The 18,578-nt window shown below is 55.0% G+C and carries 17 protein-coding genes and 1 pseudogene; 10 read left to right on the plus strand and 8 right to left on the minus strand.

The genetic code is table 11. The annotated features are described in order from the left end of the window. The first annotated feature begins 86 nt into the window (after positions 1-86). From dmpG to BLV48_RS07075, 3 genes are read left to right on the plus strand one after another with little or no spacing between them, the layout of a single operon-like run. Positions 87-1,115 (plus strand): 4-hydroxy-2-oxovalerate aldolase, encoded by a 1,029-nt coding sequence (dmpG, locus tag BLV48_RS07065; RefSeq protein WP_091825172.1) that lies wholly within the window; start codon positions 87-89, stop codon positions 1,113-1,115. Continuing rightward, complete coding sequence (gene dmpH, locus BLV48_RS07070; protein WP_091825175.1) at positions 1,115-1,921, plus strand: 2-oxo-3-hexenedioate decarboxylase; 807 nt, start codon at positions 1,115-1,117, stop codon at positions 1,919-1,921. Before dmpG ends, dmpH begins: the two co-directional genes overlap by 1 nt. Before the next feature lie 10 nt (positions 1,922-1,931). Then, positions 1,932-2,123 carry a 4-oxalocrotonate tautomerase gene (locus tag BLV48_RS07075; RefSeq protein ID WP_091825178.1) on the plus strand — a complete coding sequence of 64 codons (192 nt, stop codon included), beginning with the start codon at positions 1,932-1,934 and terminating at the stop codon, positions 2,121-2,123. Between the two features lie 117 nt (positions 2,124-2,240). Here BLV48_RS07075 and BLV48_RS19580 read toward each other — a convergent pair. Both BLV48_RS19580 and BLV48_RS07080 read right to left on the minus strand, forming a co-directional pair. Then, a pseudogene (locus BLV48_RS19580) lies at positions 2,241-2,603 on the minus strand (serine hydrolase family protein); the annotation flags it as partial. Positions 2,604-2,768: 165 nt separating this feature from the next. After that, positions 2,769-3,074 carry a hypothetical protein gene (locus BLV48_RS07080; protein WP_091825181.1) on the minus strand — a complete coding sequence of 102 codons (306 nt, stop codon included), beginning with the start codon at positions 3,072-3,074 and terminating at the stop codon, positions 2,769-2,771. 304 nt (positions 3,075-3,378) lie between these two features. Between BLV48_RS07080 and BLV48_RS07085 the strand changes: the two genes are divergently transcribed. Next, positions 3,379-4,308: a ZIP family metal transporter gene (locus BLV48_RS07085; RefSeq protein ID WP_091825765.1), complete on the plus strand. Its 930-nt coding sequence runs from the start codon at positions 3,379-3,381 to the stop codon at positions 4,306-4,308. A gap of 26 nt (positions 4,309-4,334) precedes the next feature. Here BLV48_RS07085 and BLV48_RS07090 read toward each other — a convergent pair whose 3' ends face one another. Further along, positions 4,335-6,428 carry a cytochrome c3 family protein gene (locus tag BLV48_RS07090; protein WP_175527612.1) on the minus strand — a complete coding sequence of 698 codons (2,094 nt, stop codon included), beginning with the start codon at positions 6,426-6,428 and terminating at the stop codon, positions 4,335-4,337. 168 nt (positions 6,429-6,596) lie between these two features. Here BLV48_RS07090 and BLV48_RS07095 point away from each other — a divergent pair, with 168 nt between their 5' ends. Continuing rightward, entirely contained in the window at positions 6,597-7,550 is a 954-nt protein-coding gene (locus BLV48_RS07095) for an AraC family transcriptional regulator (RefSeq protein WP_091825187.1), read from the plus strand. Between the two features lie 47 nt (positions 7,551-7,597). Here BLV48_RS07095 and BLV48_RS07100 read toward each other — a convergent pair whose 3' ends face one another. Further along, the gene (locus BLV48_RS07100) at positions 7,598-9,283 is read right to left on the minus strand and encodes an arylsulfatase (RefSeq protein ID WP_091825190.1); all 1,686 of its coding nucleotides are present in this window, start codon (positions 9,281-9,283) and stop codon (positions 7,598-7,600) included. A gap of 332 nt (positions 9,284-9,615) precedes the next feature. Between BLV48_RS07100 and BLV48_RS07105 the strand changes: the two genes are divergently transcribed. The 4 genes from BLV48_RS07105 (at position 9,616) to BLV48_RS07120 (ending at position 13,171) form a co-directional block, all read left to right on the plus strand. Beyond that, the gene (locus BLV48_RS07105; RefSeq protein ID WP_254774986.1) at positions 9,616-10,602 is read left to right on the plus strand and encodes a TRAP transporter substrate-binding protein; all 987 of its coding nucleotides are present in this window, start codon (positions 9,616-9,618) and stop codon (positions 10,600-10,602) included. 58 nt (positions 10,603-10,660) lie between these two features. Further along, on the plus strand, positions 10,661-11,209 hold the full coding sequence (locus tag BLV48_RS07110; RefSeq protein ID WP_091825193.1) for a TRAP transporter small permease: 549 nt from the start codon (positions 10,661-10,663) through the stop codon (positions 11,207-11,209). Further along, positions 11,206-12,465 (plus strand): TRAP transporter large permease, encoded by a 1,260-nt coding sequence (locus BLV48_RS07115; RefSeq protein ID WP_091825196.1) that lies wholly within the window; start codon positions 11,206-11,208, stop codon positions 12,463-12,465. Before BLV48_RS07110 ends, BLV48_RS07115 begins: the two co-directional genes overlap by 4 nt. A gap of 139 nt (positions 12,466-12,604) precedes the next feature. Further along, the gene (locus BLV48_RS07120; RefSeq protein WP_091825200.1) at positions 12,605-13,171 is read left to right on the plus strand and encodes a PH domain-containing protein; all 567 of its coding nucleotides are present in this window, start codon (positions 12,605-12,607) and stop codon (positions 13,169-13,171) included. A 52-nt stretch (positions 13,172-13,223) separates the two neighbouring features. On the opposite strand, the gene ahpF is transcribed toward BLV48_RS07120, so the two are convergent. Further along, positions 13,224-14,762, minus strand: coding sequence for an alkyl hydroperoxide reductase subunit F (ahpF, locus tag BLV48_RS07125; RefSeq protein WP_091825203.1), 1,539 nt, complete (start codon positions 14,760-14,762; stop codon positions 13,224-13,226). Positions 14,763-14,887: 125 nt separating this feature from the next. Then, positions 14,888-15,445, minus strand: a complete 558-nt coding sequence (gene ahpC, locus BLV48_RS07130) for an alkyl hydroperoxide reductase subunit C (RefSeq protein WP_425270444.1) — start codon at positions 15,443-15,445, stop codon at positions 14,888-14,890. 309 nt (positions 15,446-15,754) lie between these two features. On the opposite strand from ahpC, the gene BLV48_RS07135 reads away from it, so the two are divergent. Next, positions 15,755-16,225 carry a Dps family protein gene (locus tag BLV48_RS07135; protein WP_091825208.1) on the plus strand — a complete coding sequence of 157 codons (471 nt, stop codon included), beginning with the start codon at positions 15,755-15,757 and terminating at the stop codon, positions 16,223-16,225. Here BLV48_RS07135 and phrB read toward each other — a convergent pair whose 3' ends face one another. Further along, positions 16,226-17,605, minus strand: coding sequence for a deoxyribodipyrimidine photo-lyase (phrB, locus tag BLV48_RS07140; RefSeq protein ID WP_091825211.1), 1,380 nt, complete (start codon positions 17,603-17,605; stop codon positions 16,226-16,228). Beyond that, the gene (locus BLV48_RS07145) at positions 17,606-18,568 is read right to left on the minus strand and encodes a YbgA family protein (RefSeq protein ID WP_091825214.1); all 963 of its coding nucleotides are present in this window, start codon (positions 18,566-18,568) and stop codon (positions 17,606-17,608) included. It lies immediately after the preceding gene. Positions 18,569-18,578: the final 10 nt, after the last annotated feature.

The following is an 18,578-nucleotide window of genomic DNA, read 5'->3' on the forward strand; positions in this document are numbered from 1 at the left end:
GGTCTGCGCACCGCCGAGATGTTTGCTGAAGAAGCGGCCAACGGCACCATCACACTGCCGGCACGCGGCTAAGGGGAGAACAGAACATGAACCTGAACGGCAAGAAAGTAACCCTGCACGACATGAGCCTGCGCGATGGCATGCATGCCAAGCGCCACCAGATCAGCCTGGACGAAATGGTCAGCATCGCCTCGGCGATGGACGAGGCGGGCATGCCGCTGATCGAAGTCACCCACGGTGACGGCCTCGGCGGTCGCTCACTGAACTACGGCTTCCCGGCCCACAGCGACGAGGAATACCTCAGCGCCGTCGTACCCAAGATGAAAAACGCCAAAATCTCCGCGCTGCTGCTGCCGGGGATCGGTACCGTTGACCACCTGAAAATGGCCCGGGACTGCGGCGTCTCCACCATCCGTGTGGCCACCCACTGCACCGAAGCGGACGTATCCGAACAGCACATCGGCATGGCCGCCAAAATGGAAATGGACACCGTTGGCTTCCTGATGATGGCGCACATGGTCAGCCCGGAGAAGATCCTGGAACAGGCCAAACTGATGGTCAGCTACGGCGCCAACTGCATCTACGCCACCGACTCCGCTGGCTACATGCTGCCGGATGACGTCACCGCCCGTATCGGCCTGCTGCGTGCCGAACTGCCGAAAGAAGTGGAGGTGGGCTTCCACGGTCACCACAACATGGGCATGGCGATCGCCAACTCCCTGGCCGCGATCGAAGCCGGTGCCTCACGCATCGACGGCTCCGTAGCGGGTCTGGGTGCCGGTGCTGGTAACACCCCGCTGGAAGTGTTCTGCGCCGTGCTGGACCGCATGGGTGTCGAGACCGGCGTTGATTTGTACAAGATCATGGACGTGGCGGAAGACCTGATCGTACCGATGATGGACCAGCCGATCCGTGTCGATCGCAACGCCCTGACACTGGGCTATGCCGGTGTGTACTCCTCGTTCCTGCTGTTCGCGGAACGTGCGGAGAAAAAATACGGCATCTCGGCGCGCGACATACTGGTCGAGCTGGGCCGTCGCGGCACCGTAGGTGGACAGGAAGACATGATTGAAGACCTGGCACTGACCATGGCGAAAGAGAAGGGGTTGATCTAATGGCTGAAGTATACGAGAACAAACTGACACCGGCACAGATTGAAGAGCTGGCGATTCACTGTGAAAACGCCGAACTGGAAGCCTATGAGATCACCAAGATCACGGACGACTATCCTGAAATGACCTACAAGGATGCCTTCGACATCCAGTGGGAAATTCGTCGCCGCAAGGAAGAGCGTGGCCACAAGATCGTTGGCATGAAGATGGGCCTGACCTCTTGGGCCAAGATGGCGCAGATGGGTGTCGAGCAGCCCTGCTACGGCTTCCTGGCCGACTACTTCAGCGTACCTGAGGGTGGCGAGATTAAGCACGATGAGCTGATCCATCCGAAGATCGAGGCTGAATTGGCGTTTGTACTGAAACACGAACTGAAAGGCCCGGGCGTCCACATCGGTGATGTGCTGCGCGCCACCGATTTCGTCATGCCGGCCGTTGAAGTGATTGACTCACGCTACAAGGACTTCAAGTTTGACCTCAAGAGCGTGATTGCCGACAACTCCTCTTCCAGCCGCTTCGTCACCGGCGGTCGCATGGCCGACATCGCTGACGTGGATCTGAAGAACATCGGTGTGGTCATGGAGATCAACGGTGAAGTGGTGCAGACCGGTGCCGGTGCTGCGGTTCTGGGTCATCCGGCTGCATCCGTTGCCATGCTCGCCAATATGATGGCGGATCGTGGTGAAAGCCTGCCCGCCGGCAGCTTTATCATGATCGGTGCGATCACAGCAGCGGTGCAGGTGAACAAGGGTGATGCCTTCACCGTACGCTATCAGGGTCTGGGTACTCTGAGCGGCAAGTTCGTCTGAGGAGGCCGCCATGCCGGTAGCACAAATCCATATCATGGAAGGGCGCTCGGATGAGCAGAAAGAGCAGCTGATCGCTGAAGTGACCAGCGCGATTGCTCGCTCACTCGACTCCCCCGAGGCCAATGTCCGGGTCATTATTACCGAGATGCCGAAACAGCATTTCGGTATCGGTGGCCAGTCGGCCAAGAAGCTGGGGCGTTAGCGCCCCAGCCAATGCAACATCGTTTTAACTCTCGTTGACTGTAGCTTTTACCCCGCCACTGGCGGGGTTCTTTTTTATTGGGGAACTACAGCGCCTGCAACAGCCTCTGGTTATGCTTTACCGGCCTGAGTCCGCCGTCAAAACAATTGCTTTACCAATCTCAGCAATCGCCCCATTCCTCTCTGAGAAAGAAGCTTCTGTTTACGTAAGATATAGGGCTACAACAATGGGTTGTCGGTTCGGTGGCCAAATTATGGCTATTATAGATCGCGATCCGAATCCTCCCACCCCGGTTCGATCTGCATTTTTAATCATCGCATCGGGAGTTGTTGTATCCCTGTTATCGCTCGTCGTCAGTGCAGCCTCACAAAGATCCGAAAGGGTCATGGCTTGAACGCCAGCGTACTTCTCCGTGATGGGAAAATACGTAACGAGATCTGACACTGAGAAACTCACCGTTCTTTCGAGATTTTCATGCCCCGCAACATGGTCCCGCTATCCCTCAAGAATACGACGGAGAGTTATCGTCGCGCACGGTTAGCGTGGTCTCGATAGTTTCTGTTCATCCTTCAGCACCTGTATACCTCAAGAGATATAACGTCAGAACACAGCGGCACGAACGGATGTAACTTACTATGCGGATGGTTAAACATGAACTTCAACCTTGCCGGCCCCAGCAGAATAACCAACCTCGAGTAGACAGCGTTCTTCTATTTCAGATAGGCCGCCTTCCGTCATGGCCCGCGGATAAATCAGGAGTTTGGGCTTCATTTTGAAGATACCTGTAGCACCAACCTTGGCAAGGCCTTCCTTCATGCAATCGACGGCTGGCATAAATGTTCCGACGAGCAGTCTCGTGGTCGTAAACGGCTCTTTTGATTGAACTGTAACCGTATTGCCTATTGCAGTGAGTACAATGCGGTTTTGAAAAATTTCTGCTTTCACTTCCATTATTTTCGATATCCTTATGTCCATATAATGCCGCTGTCGCGTTTGTTGTGTGTATGGGCGCGTACCCAGCGTATTGTTCTGCAACGGCCAGTTCATGATTATCGGATACTGAGCGATATTTCCATGTGTTTCCAGTCATAAATGAGCCCAGCAAAAGGACAAAACCAGCACTCAACTCCGTTTGTTTACACGATCCCTTTTCCATTGCTTTCAGCGATCAACTACATAGTCAATGGTGATTAGACGCTGTGTGTTGCGTGGCGCTAAGATAAAGTGACATATCCACATGATTGGAGCTGTTGTCATGGATCAGGTTCAGGCGCCCGACTATTCGTTCAAGGATGTACTGTGGCGAGAGGTACGCCAGCACCGCACGGCAGCCATCGGGATGGCGGTTGCGGTGGTGGCTGTACTCTTGCTGCTGTTACAGAACAGCCTTGTTGAAATTCAAAATGGCGGCGGAGAGCGTTTTGGTAATGCCATGCTGGGTGGGCTGGGGGGCTTTGTCTCGACTGCTGTGGGGGCAAGCCTTGCGTTGCTGCTGCGGGATATAAAGGCCAGAACGCAGGATACCATGCTGGGGTTCGCCGCGGGTATGATGCTGGCGGCCAGTGCATTTTCGCTGATTCTGCCGGGTATTGAGGCTGCTGAGCGCCTGGTCAGTGTGGAGTATATTGCGGCTGCAGTCGTGATTACCGGCATGGGGTTGGGTGTGCTGCTGATGCTGGGGCTGGACAAGTTCACGCCGCATGAACACGAGAACGAGGGGCCCTGTGGTCCGGGGTGCGAGCGAATAGGCCGAGTCTGGCTGTTCTTTCTGGCCATTGCACTGCATAACCTGCCCGAAGGGATGGCGATCGGGGTCAGTTTTGCCGACAACGACTTGAGTGTGGGTATGCCACTGACAATGGCTATTCTGTTCCAGAATGTTCCCGAAGGGTTGGCGGTTGCCTTGGCGCTCAGAGCGGCCATGTTGAGTCCCGTGATGGCTGCCATTGTCGCCTCGGGTACAGGCCTAATGGAGCTGCTGGGTGCGTTCCTGGGCATCGGTATGGCGGGCGGCTTGCCTCTGGCCTATCCGGTTGGGCTGGGGCTTGCTGCAGGGGCCATGATTTTTGTGGTATCACATGAGGTCATTCCCGAAACTCACCGCAACGGCCATCAGACACCGGCCACCATCGGATTGATGGGTGGCTTTGCCGCCATGCTGTTGCTGGATACATTAGTGGGGTAGGCCGTAGCTGTTTGCTCACCTGCATATCACAAAGGTTTATTTTGTTTTTTTGCCTGTATCTCTTTTAGTAGTGCCTTGACCTGAGGGTTGTCGGGCGCGATTTCCGAAAGTGTCACAGCTGCCTGCTGTGCCTGCTCAATATGGCCCAGGCGGAGAGATACCAGAGCATAGCGGTAGCTGAACAACCAATTATCCGGAGCCAACCTCGCCGCTTTACCCAAATCGCCCAACGCCTCTTCATGCTTTTTGAGCTGCAGCCACGTGAGTCCCCGCAGGTGCCATAAACTAGAGTTCTCGGGTAACTGATCCAGTCCGTTATTAAGCGATGCGATGGCATCGACAAAGCGCTGTTGGTTCCGGAGCAGATCGGTGAGCAGTATGTAGGCGGGTAGATAGGCGTTGTCCATCTCCAGGGCAATTTTGAAGTGCTGTTCAGCGACTGCAGAATCGCCGCTAATTCGTGCATATCGACCAATGAGGGTGCGCCCAGCGGGACGATCAGACTGCTGTTGCAGGTAGGCTTCATATTCGGCACGAACCCTCGTAGGCTTTGAGGGCAGGGCACCGGCCAACATCAGCGCTTCAAACGCTGCCAGTCGAACATTCAGGTGTGTATCCTGAAGCCCGATCATGGCTTGGCCATGTAGATCGGATGGCTGCAAATTGGTTGCCGCTTTCCAGCCGCTCTCGCGCATCAGAGGATCGGGTGATTGCAGCTGTTGCAGAATGATTTTTGGGGCCACCCTACCAATCGTGCCAGCCTGTTGTTCCAGCAGGCTGGCACGATACAGGGCTACTTGCTGTTGATCGGCAATGAAGCGGACCATGGTGGGCAGGTCGGCCTGCTGTATTTCGAACCAGTCGGAGCGCTCCCGGTGCTCCGGCCACAAGAAGGACATCTGCTGTATCGACCACTCGCGGTTCTGATCATTGTGACAGGCCAGGCAAGGATCAGGGCTGTCGGACTGGCGAGATGTCACTGGATTGGGCGTAGTGAAATTATGCTCTCGGCGCGGGTCGATCTGCATGTAGGTTGTTTCTGGCATATGGCAGCTGACACACTGTGCACCCGGTGAGCCCTGTGGGTGATGGTGGTGGTGTGGTTGGTCAAAGCTTGGGGCTGCATGACACTGGCTGCACAGAGCATTTCCTGCCAACAGTAGCTTACCGCTGTGGGGGTTGTGGCAGTTGCTGCAAACCACGCCTGCTTCATGCATTTTGCTTTGCAGGTAGGATCCCAATACAAAAACTTCCTCACGGACACGCCCGTCGGCGTAATATAGAGGGCTTTGGAGGCGTGTCAGGCTGTAGTGATTGTTGAGACCTCCGGCAGGAGACTGGTCCAGCCGCGTACGCAGGCTGTGGCAGCGCCCACAGGTTTCAACTTGTTTCGTCGATGTAAGTGGGCCCGTGTGTTGTGGTTTGTGTTCGAGCGTGCCGGTGAGCCAGGCGCCCCTGGCACTTAGATCCGCTCCGGCTGATTGACTTTCACCGCTGCGGGCTGCTTGGGCATGTGTGTTTGCACGGGCATGGCAGGCGCTGCAACTAACATTGATCTGCTCGAAATGACTTTCATAACGGTCTGTATCGGGGATATAGCCTTTACGAAAAGCTGTGCTATGGCAATCGGCACACATGCCGTTCCAGTTCTGATAGACCCCACGCCAATGAAGCGGGTTTTCGGGGCGCTGATGCTCGGCAGCATCTAGGCGAAACCAGCGCTGCCCGCCGGCATCTACGCTGCGACTGTCCCAGGCGATATTCAAAGCCTGCAGTTTTCCATCACCGGTCTCGATCAGGTATTGCTGCAGTGGGTAAATGCCAAATGTGTACCGAACCGTCCAGTTACTTGTCTGTCCAGACTCGGTCAGACGGACATGGTAGCGATCGCTTTGCCGATAAAACTTAGCCTCCACATCTTCACTGAAAAAACGCACATGACTGAAGTTGCCCAAAACGTTGTCCGGGGTGGCCGGCAGCATAGAGCGTGCATGTTGAGAAGTACGCCATTCATCTACTATCTGTATATGGCACTGTCTGCAATTGTCGGCTTCGCTGGCCATTATCGGCTGCACTGACATCAGCAGGAAAAGGCCGGCAAAAGTGATCAAATGATTCATGTTTGGATTACCGCCGCTGGACATTTAACCAAAACAACCGCTCGGTAGCTGCAGCTGCGCAATGTGGGGAACATAAGATACCGAAATTGCTGGTTCCGGAAAAAGTGGAAGTCCCGGTATGATTTTTGCTGTGTAGAACAGAACATAGACAGTAATTGCCAGGTACCTATGAACAGTGCACTACCTTTTTCATACAACATGTGTCTTGAATCTGGCGACTTTGACGAAGCCCAGGCTTTTCTCAATTCACGCATTGATGAGCGTAATGTCAAACCGCTGACGGCACAGGGGGTTGACCACAACCGTTTCACCTTGCAGCCATTGCGGCAAACTCTGCTGTTCGGTGCCCAATGGGGAGAGCGTGTGCATGTCCGCTCCGGTGCGCTCAGTACATGCCATCTGGTGTTGCCGCTGAGTGGCTCGATACGGGTGTGTAATCTCAATCGTCTGCTGGGACCTAACGAGATCCTACTGATGATGCCAGGATCCGAAGCGGACTTGATTTGGGATGAGGCAACATCAGCCATCGTGATTACCTTTGACAATGCGGCGGTGCAAGCCTGGTCCAGCCTAGAGGGGGTCCCTCTAGTGTCGGGCGTATTGAGAATTCTGCATCCCGAGTGCCGACACGTGCGTTCGCTGCTTAGTTTGCTGCAGTGTGTGGCCAGCCAGCACCAGATTCATGAGGGTAATCTTCAGCCGGTTATGCAGCAGCATTGGGAGTCTCTGTTGCTGGAAACGCTTGCTGAACAGTTGACAGATCTTGCCCCAACCCATATTGATATCCTGCCATTACATTTGCGCCGTGCCGTTGATTGGCTTAAAGCCCATATCGAAAAGCCCTTGAGTGTTGCTGACCTGGTTCAGGTAGCGGGTTGTAGCCGACGTTCGCTGGAAACCGGTTTCCAGCAGTTTATCGGCTGCTCACCAGCTCGCTACATCCTGCAGCAGAAACTGGAGCTGGCGCATCACCGGCTCCAGCATGCTCAAGGAAGTGTTAGTGAAGTGGCTTATCAGTGCGGCTTTCACCATCTTAGCCACTTTACCCGCCTTTACAGGGGGCGCTATGGTGAGACCCCCTCCCAGACTTTGAAGAAGCGTACTCTTGTTACGTGTAGATGACGCAGGCCAAGGTTGCTCTGGACCCGGTCATCTCCGCATGACAGGTCTTATTCGACACAGCGGTCAAACACGCAAGTGGTAAAGCTGTAACCGATTTTTTTCATTTTCTCTGGATCAGACGGGAATACACCGTTCTCGCGTACATAAGTGTCCCACTCGGTGAGAAGGTCGGCCAGTTTATCCGGCTCCTGTTGTGCCAGGTTGTGGCGCTCAGTCGGGTCGTTTTTCAGGTTGAACAGCTGCCACTCGCCGTTGCCGTATGGTTGCTCCAGCAACCGGATTTTCCAGTCACCCTTGCGCACAGCGGAGCGGCCGAACAGCTCCCAGCCAATCGCTCGTTCTTCATCCTCTGCACCATTCAGAACCGCCAGCATAGAGCGCCCCTGAACCGGCATTACTTCACGTCCGTTGTAGGGGCTGCTGATTTCATTGATACCTGCCAGTTCGAGAAAGGTGGGCATCACATCCTTGACATGGATAAATGCGTTGTTGATCTGACCGGCACGCTTTTCGCCAGGCAGGCGAACAATAGCGGGTGCTATCAGGCCGCCCTGTGAGGGAAAGCCCTTGAAAAGTGGAAAGGGCGTTGCACTGACCTGTCCCCATTGGGCACCATACCATACGTAAGAGTTGGGGTGTCCCATATTTTCGAAACTGTTGTCGTAGTCGCTGGCGAACCAGGCCTTGTTGCCGGGCAATACTTCAGGGCTGTTACCATCGGCACCGTTATCGGACATAAACATGATCAGGGTATTGTCCAGTTCGCCCTTCTCATCGAGCCAGTCGATCAGACGACCGATGTTATGATCCATGTTGTCCACCATCGCAGCGTAGATTTCCATTCGGCGGGCTTCGAGTTTGCGCTGCTCTTCGGTCAGGTCTTCCCATCGTGGCAGCTGTGTCATCGGTGTATGTGCCGTTACTGATGTATCGACGATGCCCATCTCCTGCATTCGCTTAAGACGTATCTGACGGATCTGTTCGTACCCCGCCTCGTACTTGCCTTCATATTTCTTGAGATAGTCGGCCGGAGCCTGCAACGGCCAATGTGGTGCGGTATAGGCAACGTAGGCAAAAAAAGGCTTGTTCTGTACAAGATCCTCGTCGATGTAGCGCATTACTAGATTGGTGTAGTAATCCGTTGAGAAAAACTCCTCGGGCAAGTCAACGCTCATACCGTTGTCGCGATAGATTGCTACGGGGTCCTTGCTGATGATGGCGCGCTGGTCAAAGTGGCTGGCGCCGCCCTGGATGAGGGCAAAAGACTTGTCGAAGCCACGGGCTGCGGGACTCTGGTCCTCACTTCGACCCAAGTGCCACTTGCCAACCATGTACGTGCTATAACCGTTGTCTCGCAACACTTCCGGCAAGGTCGCCACTGATGTGTTCAGGTAGCCTTCGTAGCCTGGTTTGCCTTTCTGCTCCGGCTGCAGCAGCTCGGCCATGTTGCCCAGACCGGCGCGGTGGCTGTCGGTGCCTGAGAGCAGCATGGAACGCGTCGGTGAACAGGTGGGGGCGGTATGGAAGTCAGTCAGGCGGATACCTGAGGATGCCAGGTCATCCAGATTGGGCGTCTCAATTTCGCCACCGAAAGCGCCTATGTCCGAGTAGCCCAAATCATCGGCGACGATCAAAAGTATATTGGGTTGCTCCGTCGCAGAGACGAGAGAAGTTGAGGCGATCAAGGCCGCAACAAACGATACTTTACCCCATTGGGAGAGCTTGTTTTTCATAAGGTGCCCTTAGTTTTTGTTATGGGAACATGCTGCTTGGACAGCAAATGGAAGTATCGGCGTTGCGTTACCAGGTGGGTTAACAGTTGCGCGTAAATGCTGTCATATTTGCGCAACTAAATTGCGTCAGTTACAAACGATGGGCTTTGGGAGTGAGAGACGGGATTATGGTTAGCCATTTTCCTGCTATGGGGCGACATCCAACAATCTTGTAAGCATATTTTGACTGAAACAATCCCTTTGTTTGATCCATCGGCCAGCTGGAATGGGGTATCCTCTTACCTGCTTTGCCGCCATTCCAGTTAACAATGATAAATCCTTGGAGTTAATCGATGTCGATCAAACGCATACTAGGCCCGGTGATGACCGGAGCATTGGCACTTGCGATGGTGCTGCCGGCACAGGCCCGCGATTTCCGTCTTGGCCTGATTACCCCTCCGTCTCATCAGTGGACACAGGCTGCCGAGGCCTTCGCCAGTGAAGTGAAAGAGCAATCCGGTGGCGAGCACAGTATTGCAATATTTCCGGCTCAGCAGCTGGGCAACGAAGCCCAGATGGTTCAGCAGCTGCAAACCGGAGCGTTGGACATGGCGTTTTTGACCATCGCTGAAGTGTCCAACCGGGTGCCGGACTTTGGTGCGCTGTATGCCCCTTATCTGGTCGACAATATTGATCAGGCCGCAGCGCTGCTGCGATCAGAAGCCGCCAATGAGCTGCTGAATCAGCTGCCGGCTGAAGCCGGTCTGGTCGGGATCGGTTATGGCATGGCGGGGATGCGTCAGGTGATGAGCCGCAGTGAAGCCAAGGGACCGCAGGATCTTGCGGGCATGAAGCTGCGTATCACCCCGTTCGAGCCGCTGCGCGATTTCTACATGGCGACCGGTGCAGCACCGACACCCCTGCCGCTACCCGCTGTATATGATGCGCTGGCGAATGGGCAGATCGATGCTATCGACATGGACTTCGATTCCATCCTGATTTTCAAGTTTTATGAACGTGCCGATAACTTGCTGATTTCGAACCACATGATGTTCCCTATGGTGGGTGTTGTGTCCGGTCGCGTGTGGAAAGACCTGAGCAAAGAGGATCGTGAGCTGTTCCAGACCAGCATGCGAAAGCACCTGGATGGAGTGATTGATCACTTCCAGCAGCAGGAACATCAGCAGGAACAACAGCTGCGCGCGCTGGATATCACGATTGAAGAGGCGGGCAAGGATGATTTTGCCGCTGCCATCAGCGACTGGGAGAAAATCTGGTCTGCCAAGGCCAAGTCCTTGCCCAAGCTGAGACAGGCCGCCGCGGCGATCAAGGGCAACTGAGCCAGCGCGTTTCTGTAAAAGCCCACAGCGGTTGATCCGCTGTGGGTGGGGATGACACATGTTAAGAGCTTTTTCCGAGACCCTGTCCAGGGTTGAAATGGCGACCGCTGCCATACTGGCAGGTGTTGTGACGCTGCTTATTTTGCTCAATATCGTTAGCCGCTCGCTTGGCATGGCGATCTATTGGGTTGACGAGTTGGCCATCTATGCCATGGTCTGGACCACCTTTTTGGCCACATCCGTTGTACTGAAAAGGCGTCAGGTGATTGCCGTTACCATACTGGTGGATCTGATAGGACAGCGTGGGCGAGCATGGATGCAGTGCTTTGCTGATATCATGATTCTGATGTTCGCGTTGACGTTGCTGGTGCTGTGCTGGCGCTGGCTTGAGCCCTCGACACTCTATGCGCATGGTTTTGATATCAAGGCCTTTCAGGGGGATACGTTCAATTTTGTGTATTCCGAGAAGACCAATACTCTGGGAGTACGCAAAATCTGGCCTTGGCTGATCGTGCCGCTGTTTGCATTCAGTCTTGCCATTCATGCGTTGAGCAATCTGGCCGGCAGCTGCAAGAAGGCCATTTATTTCAAGAGGACGAGTGAATGACATTCGTTTTCTTTCTGGTACTGCTGTTCTGTGCAGTACCCATAGCGTTGGTGCTCGCCCTGACGGCGCTCTGGTATATCGTAACCTCGGACAACACGGTGTTGTTCAGCTCCTATCCGCAGCAGCTTTTCGGTGCCATCGAAAGTTATGGTTTGCTGGCGATTCCCCTGTTCATGCTGGCAGGGGAATTGATGAACGAGGGCGGGCTGACGTCACGCCTGATTAATCTGGCGCGCATCCTCGTCGGTGGCTTCAGAGGCGGGCTTGCCTATATCAATCTGGTCGCCAACATGATGATGGCCGCGATTATGGGGTCTGCGGCGTCACAGATCGCGATTATGTCGCGAGCCATGGTGCCTGCAATGGAGAAGGAGGGTTATTCCGGCTCCTATGCGGCAGCCATCACCGCCGCTGGTGGCTTACTGTCGCCCATCATTCCGCCCTCCATGCTGTTTGTACTGTTTGGCGTATTGGCGCAGATCCCGATTGCCGAGATGTTCATCGCAGGTATCGTGCCAGGCTTGTTGATGTCGGGGCTGTTTTTTATAGTCATCGCCGTGATCGGCTTGGTCCAGCAATACCCAGCCGGCCAGTGGCCTGGTCGCCGGCAGATGAAAAGTTACCTGCTGATGGGTATTCCGGCCGGCCTCATACCCATGGTAATCATCGGTGGCATTCTGACAGGTCTGGCGACACCAACAGAGTCGGCGGCTCTTGCCTCGCTGGCCGCGTTGTTGATCGGCAAGTATGTCTATAAAGATCTGAAATTTTCTCATCTGCCAGAAATTCTCAAGCGCACTGCTCTGAACTCGGGCATGGTGATCATGCTGATCTCGGCCGCCGGTGTGTTTGGCTGGGTGATTGTGTACGAGCAGATTCCGCAGGCGGCAGCCGCATGGATTGCGCAGCAGACAACCGATCCCTTCGTGTTCATGTTGATGGTCGTGGGTGTACTGATTCTGGTGGGAATGGTGATCGATGGTATCGCGGCCCTGATTCTGGTGGTCCCAATCCTGCTACCGATCGCACAGCAACAGTTCGATATCAGTGCCTATCAGTTCGGTGTTGTGGTGTGTCTGACGCTGGTCATGGGGCTTTTGACACCACCTGTGGGGGCAGGGCTGTTCATTGGGTCGTCAATGACCGGCATCCCGCCGATGAAAATCTTCCGCTCACTGTTGCCGTTCCTGTTGGCAACACTGGTTACCCTGATACTGCTCAGTGCCTTCCCTCAGCTGTCACTGATGCTGCTGTAGCCTCTCGTCGGTAACAACGTTGAACCCGATCCAATCTCTGCCCTGTGTATCGGGTTCTACAGTGCCTTTAAGCCAATATTCACAGGCAGTGTTCATACTGTGATCTCGGTTACAATACGCACTGAACAAGGATGCTGGAATGGATGGCCCTATGCTCCCCAATGAAAAATCACTGCTTAATATTCGTCGCTCCCCGTTGGCTCTGCTGCGGGGGATGCTGGATCTTACAATTGCGCTGCTCCTCCTGTGGGGAATGTTCAAGGCACAGGAAAGGGTGCCATTCTGGGACAGCTGGTGGCTGGTCGAGCAGTACCGGGCTCTGGCCACCCGTTTTCTGTGGGAAGGCGCGGGCATTCCGGCCAGTTGGATAGCAGCAGTATTTGGTCTGCTGGCACTGTTGGTGGGTGCAGGGGCATTGCGTCAGGTGATACGTGAAGCAAGTCGGCGTTACTCAGTAACCAGCCTGAGGATCTTGAGCCGTTGTGGCTTGATCGGTCGGGCGACTGATGAACTGTACCTGCTCAGTGTGGATGGTGTGTCGCTGCATCAAAGCCCAATGGGCCGGCTGTTGGGGCATGCTGATCTGATCATCTCAGGCAGGGGCAACAACCAATTGAAATTTACCTTTGTGCGCTCGCCGGATGAGGTACGGGAAAAAATAGACCGTATCGTGCTGGCGCGCAGAAGCAAACAGTCTCAGGAGTGAAGAAGGGCAGCCTTCCGCGTGGGTGGTGACAGGGGTCACCACCCGAATCTGATCAATGGCGGATCAGATAATCGAAGGCGCCGAGGGCGGCCGTCGAGCCTGACCCCATGGCGATGATGATCTGCTTGTACGGTGTCGCGGTTACATCACCGGCCGCGAACACACCCGGCATGGAGGTGGCGCCGTGGCTGTCGATGATAATTTCACCGCGCTCGGTCAGTTCCAGGCAATCCTTCAGCCACTCGCTGTTCGGCACCAGACCGATCTGGACGAATATACCGGCCACATCCACCATATGAGACTCATCGGTCTTGCGGTCCTTGTATTTCAGGCCGATCACCTTGTTGCCGTCACCCAGAACCTCGGTGGTCATCGCCTGCTTGATAATCTTGATGTTGGGCAGAGACTCTGCCTTCTTCACCAGCACACTGTCGGCGCGCAGGGTGTCGGAGAATTCGAGTACGGTTACGTCCTTGACGATGCCGGCCAGATCAATCGCCGCCTCGATGCCGGAGTTGCCGCCACCGATCACCGCGACACTCTTGCCCTTGAACAGCGGTCCGTCGCAATGCGGGCAGTAGGCCACGCCCTTGCCGCGGTATTCCTGTTCGCCTGGCACGTTCATTTCACGCCAGCGCGCACCGGTGGCCAGAATCACGCTACGGCTTTTCAGGGTCGCACCGCTGTCCAGTTCCACCTCGACCAGCTTGCCCTTGCGCAATTTGGCGGCGGACTGCTCGGTGATCACTTCGACTTCATACTCTTTAACGTGCTGCTCAAGGCTGGCGACCAGTTTCGGGCCTTCGGTGTAGGGCACGGAGATGAAGTTCTCGATGCCGACCGTATCCATTACCTGGCCACCGAAGCGCTCGGCGACCACACCGGTGCGGATGCCCTTGCGTGCGGCGTAGATCGCTGCCGAGGCACCGGCCGGGCCACCGCCGACGATCAACACTTCGTAAGGCTCGCGCTCGTTCAGCTCAGCCGCTTTCTTTTCGGCGGCGCCAGTATCCAGCTTGTTGACGATCTCGGCCAGCGTCATGCGGCCCTGACCAAAGTGTTCGCCGTTCAGATAGACGGACGGAACGGCCATGATCTGACGTTCTTCAACTTCTTTCTGGAACAGGGCACCGTCGATCATGGTGTGGGTGATGTTCGGGTTCAGCACCGCCATCAGGTTCAATGCCTGTACCACGTCCGGGCAGTTCTGGCATGACAGCGAGATGTAGGTCTCGAAGTGGAACTCGCCCTTCAGGTTGCGGATCTGTTCCTGCAGTGCGGCATCGGCCTTGGACGGATGACCGCCGGCCTGCAGCAATGCCAGTACCAGCGAGGTGAACTCGTGGCCCATGGGGATACCGGCGAAGTTGACCCGTGGTGTCTGACCGGCAGGGCCGACGGCGAGACTGGGAGCGCGTGCGCCCTCAACCTGTCTGAGGGTGATTTTTTCATTAAGCTCAGCGATTTCCTGTGCCAGGTCGCTGAGTTCTCGTGATTTGGGGCTGTCATTACTCGACACGCTCAGCTCAATCGGGGCCACAATATTTTGCAGGTAGGTGTTCAATTGCTGTTTCAGATTGGCATCCAACATATACGTATCCCTGTGTTTGTGAGGTCGTGTCAGATAAGCATGTATAACGAAAAGGATTTTGCAAAGCGGGGGGAGAGGAAGACCCGCCGGTCAGTGCAAACCGGCGGGGGAACAGCAGGCTGATCTTAGATTTTGCCAACCAGGTCCAGAGACGGTGCCAGAGTGGCTTCGCCTTCTTTCCACTTCGCCGGGCATACTTCACCCGGGTGAGAAGCTACGTACTGAGCGGCTTTAACCTTGCGCAGCAGGTCGTCAGCGTCACGGCCGATGCCTTCGGCAGTGATTTCAACAGCCTGGATCACACCCTGCGGGTCGATCAGGAAGGTAGCACGGTCAGCCAGACCCATGCCTTCACGCATTACACCAAAGTTGTTGGTGATGGTGCCGGTCTGGTCGCCAACCATGTAGTACTGGATCTTGCCGATGGTTTCAGACGTGTCGTGCCAAGCTTTGTGAGTAAAGTGAGTGTCAGTAGAGACAGAGAACACTTCCACGCCCAGCTTCTGCAGTTCTTCGTATTTATCAGCTACGTCACCCAGCTCAGTCGGGCAAACGAAAGTGAAGTCAGCCGGGTAGAAGAAGAATACGGCCCACTTGCCTTTAACATCAGCTTCGGTGATTTCAACGAACTCACCCGCTTTGAATGCAGTTGCCTTGAACGGTTTGATTTCGGTATTGACGATACCCATGTGTGTATTTCTCCTTGGCTCGATTGAGTGGATCGTTTTGAAGTCGAAGACAATACTAGAGCAGAATTGCAGTCTAATGAAATTGATAGCCGCTAATTGGGTGATAAATTTTATCTATCAGCAACTGTGCTGCAAAACAGCTCACATCAGTTTATGCTGATTCCATGAAATGGCAATAACTGCCGGATTTCGCCCTTGAGCATGAGAAAAGAATCTTGCCCAAGGGGTTGAAACCCGACCAGACTGCCCTGAAGAATTGAATACGGACTGATTTTTTACGCCAAGCCAAGTAAGGAGGCGAACATGCAAACCAACCGTATTGGACTGGACAGCGACAAATCGAAGCAGCTGGCTGAAAGACTCAACACACTGCTGGCCAACTACCAAATCTTCTACATGAATGTACGTGGGTACCACTGGAATGTGCGTGGCCCCGAATTTTTCGAACTGCACGTCAAGTTTGAGGAGCAGTACAACGACCTGCTGCTGAAAGTGGACGAGATCGCCGAACGTGTTCTGACACTGGGTCATCGACCGATGCATGCGTTCAGCGACTACCTGGAAAACAGCGAAGTCAAGGAAGCCAAAAATGTAACCGAAGGCAAGCTCTGTGTGCAGGGCCTGTTGCAGGGTTACAAGCAGCTGATCAGCATGCAGCGTGAAGTCATGGAGCTGGCTCAGGATGCTCAGGACGAAGGAACTGCTACCCTGATGAGTGACTACATCACTCAGCAGGAGAAAACAGTGTGGATGTTCAGCGCCTGGATGGGCTGATCATCCGTTGTAATCATCAAGCGCGGCCTGACGGGCGCGCTTGTAATCTACGACCGGTGCGGGGCGCCCTAAGTGGCGCCCCGCATCAGGCTTGTGACGTTCTTTTGGCGGGAGGCTGACGAGTTCCGGCAGCCAGGTAGCGATAAACTCTCCGTTGGGGTCAAACTTTTCACTCTGCAGTTGTGGATTGAAAATGCGGAAGTAGGGTGCGGCATCTGCCCCGACTGACGCACTCCAGGCCCACCCCCCCAAATTGGAAGCGAAGTCCCCATCAATCAGCTTTGACATGAAGAACGCTTCACCCCGGCGCCAGTCGATACGGAGCAGCTTGGTCAGGAAGCTGGCAACAATCATGCGCAAGCGATTGTGCATCCACCCGGTGGCCAGTAACTGTTTCATGGCAGCGTCAACAATGGGATATCCGGTTTCCCCTGCCTTCCAGGCCTCGAAGGCCTTCTCGTTTTCAAGCCAGCTGATGCGTGTTTCCACTTCGGGTCGAAACGGCTCAAGTCGACTTTGGCCAGGGAAAGCCACCAGCAGGTGGCGGTAGAATTCGCGCCAGATCAACTCATTCAGCCAAGTGCTTTCCAGCCAGCTGTCATCGCCTCGTGCCTGTTGCAGCGCCGCCAGACACTGGCGAGCGGACAGTGCTCCGATTGTCAGAGCGGGGGACAGGCTTGATGTTCCCTTGATGGCTGGGAAGTCACGTTTTTCGGCGTAACAGGGCTCTTGCGATTCCACAAATTCCTGCAACTGCTCCAATAGAGCCCCCTGATCAACGGGCCAGCGCAAGCGGTCATAGGCATCGGAGTCGGCCCGAGCGTGTGCGGTTGTTGAGGCTTGATCTGATACAGGAACGGCTGTGGGGGCGGGCAGTGGGGCATGGTCGACCTGCAGCAGATGACGTCGCCAGGCACGGCTGAAAGGGGTGAATACCTTGAAGGGGCCTCCGTTGCCGGTCAGTACACTGCCCGGTGGCAGAATCAGATCGCCATGATAGCCCCAGGCCTCAATTGCAGCCGATTGAAGAGCGTCGCACACGCTTCGGTCGCGAGTCTGCTCGTTGAGCGGGTACTCGTAGTTGAAATGCAGATGGCTTGCCTGCAGCGAACGCGCCAGCTCAACAATGGCCGCAGGGCAGTCACTGAACCGCTGCAACGAGAGCCGGAGCAGCGGAATGTTAAGGGCTTCAAGTTCGGTCTGCAGCCAGTTGAGTCGATCTTGCCAGAAAGCAATACGGGCCGAGGATTCATGGTGTGCTTCCCACTGTTGTGGGGTCAGGCAGACCAGTGCCGTAACCGGCTCACCTCGGCTGCAGGCAGCATGCAGTGCCGGGTGGTCCTGCAGGCGCAGGTCGTTGCGAAACCATACGAGTTGCATTCAGATGTAGTTCCTAAGCCCCAGCTCGTGCGGGTGCGGGTTTAGGTAGGTCTGTGAGCGAATGTAATCAGAGCCGAAGCGCTTGACGTAGTGCTTGAGCAGGGCCAATGGCACAACCAGATGAACATGCTCCTGACGGTACTGCTCGATGGCATCCAGCAACTCCTGCTTGCACTCGCTGTCTATCTCTTTCTTGAGATAACCGAGTATGTGCATCAGTACATTGGTGTGTGTCTTACGTGTGGCCTTGTGACGCATGTGATGCATGAAACGACTGATGTAATGCTGCATCACTTCTGGCAACGGTTGCTGATGCGCATCGGCCAGATAACGACCCAGCTCACGGTAGCCTTCATAGTGATGCGCCATGAGCAGATACTTCTGCCGGCTGTGGAACTGAATGATGGCGTGATAGGAAGGGTCAGGTTCGATACTGGTTTTCCAGTCATCGTAGGCGAATACGCGTGCAATAAAGTTTTCTCGCAACACGGCATCGTTCATCCGAGCCTCTTCTTCAAGAGGCAGCTCTGGATTGGTCTGCCGTAACGTACGCACAAACAACCCCTGATCGGCGGTATTTGGCATGCCGTTGGGGTGATAGACCTTGACCCGCTCCATACCGCAGCTGGGGGAACCTTTCATCAGAATAAAACCGCGCAGGTCTCTGTTTTGACGGGCAAACTCGGTGCCGACTGCTAACAGATCGTCAGTGGCATCCAGACTCGGATCATTGGTGCCCAATGCGCGAGGCAATTCATCGGGCAGGCCAACCAGGCGTATCGGTTCACGGGGGATGCCAAGACCTGCCGCCACTTCAGGGCAGAAAGTCTTGAACTCGAAACAGTCCTGCAACACATCCAGACAGTAGCGGGATTGTTTGTGACCACCGTTGTAGCGCACTTTCTGACCGGTCAGGCAGGCACTGATGCCGACCGGAATTTTGCCTGCTGTCAGATCCGACATGAACACTCCA

The sequence above is a fragment of the Marinobacterium iners DSM 11526 genome (assembly GCF_900107855.1).
In the GTDB taxonomy this organism is placed as follows: domain Bacteria; phylum Pseudomonadota; class Gammaproteobacteria; order Pseudomonadales; family Balneatricaceae; genus Marinobacterium; species Marinobacterium iners.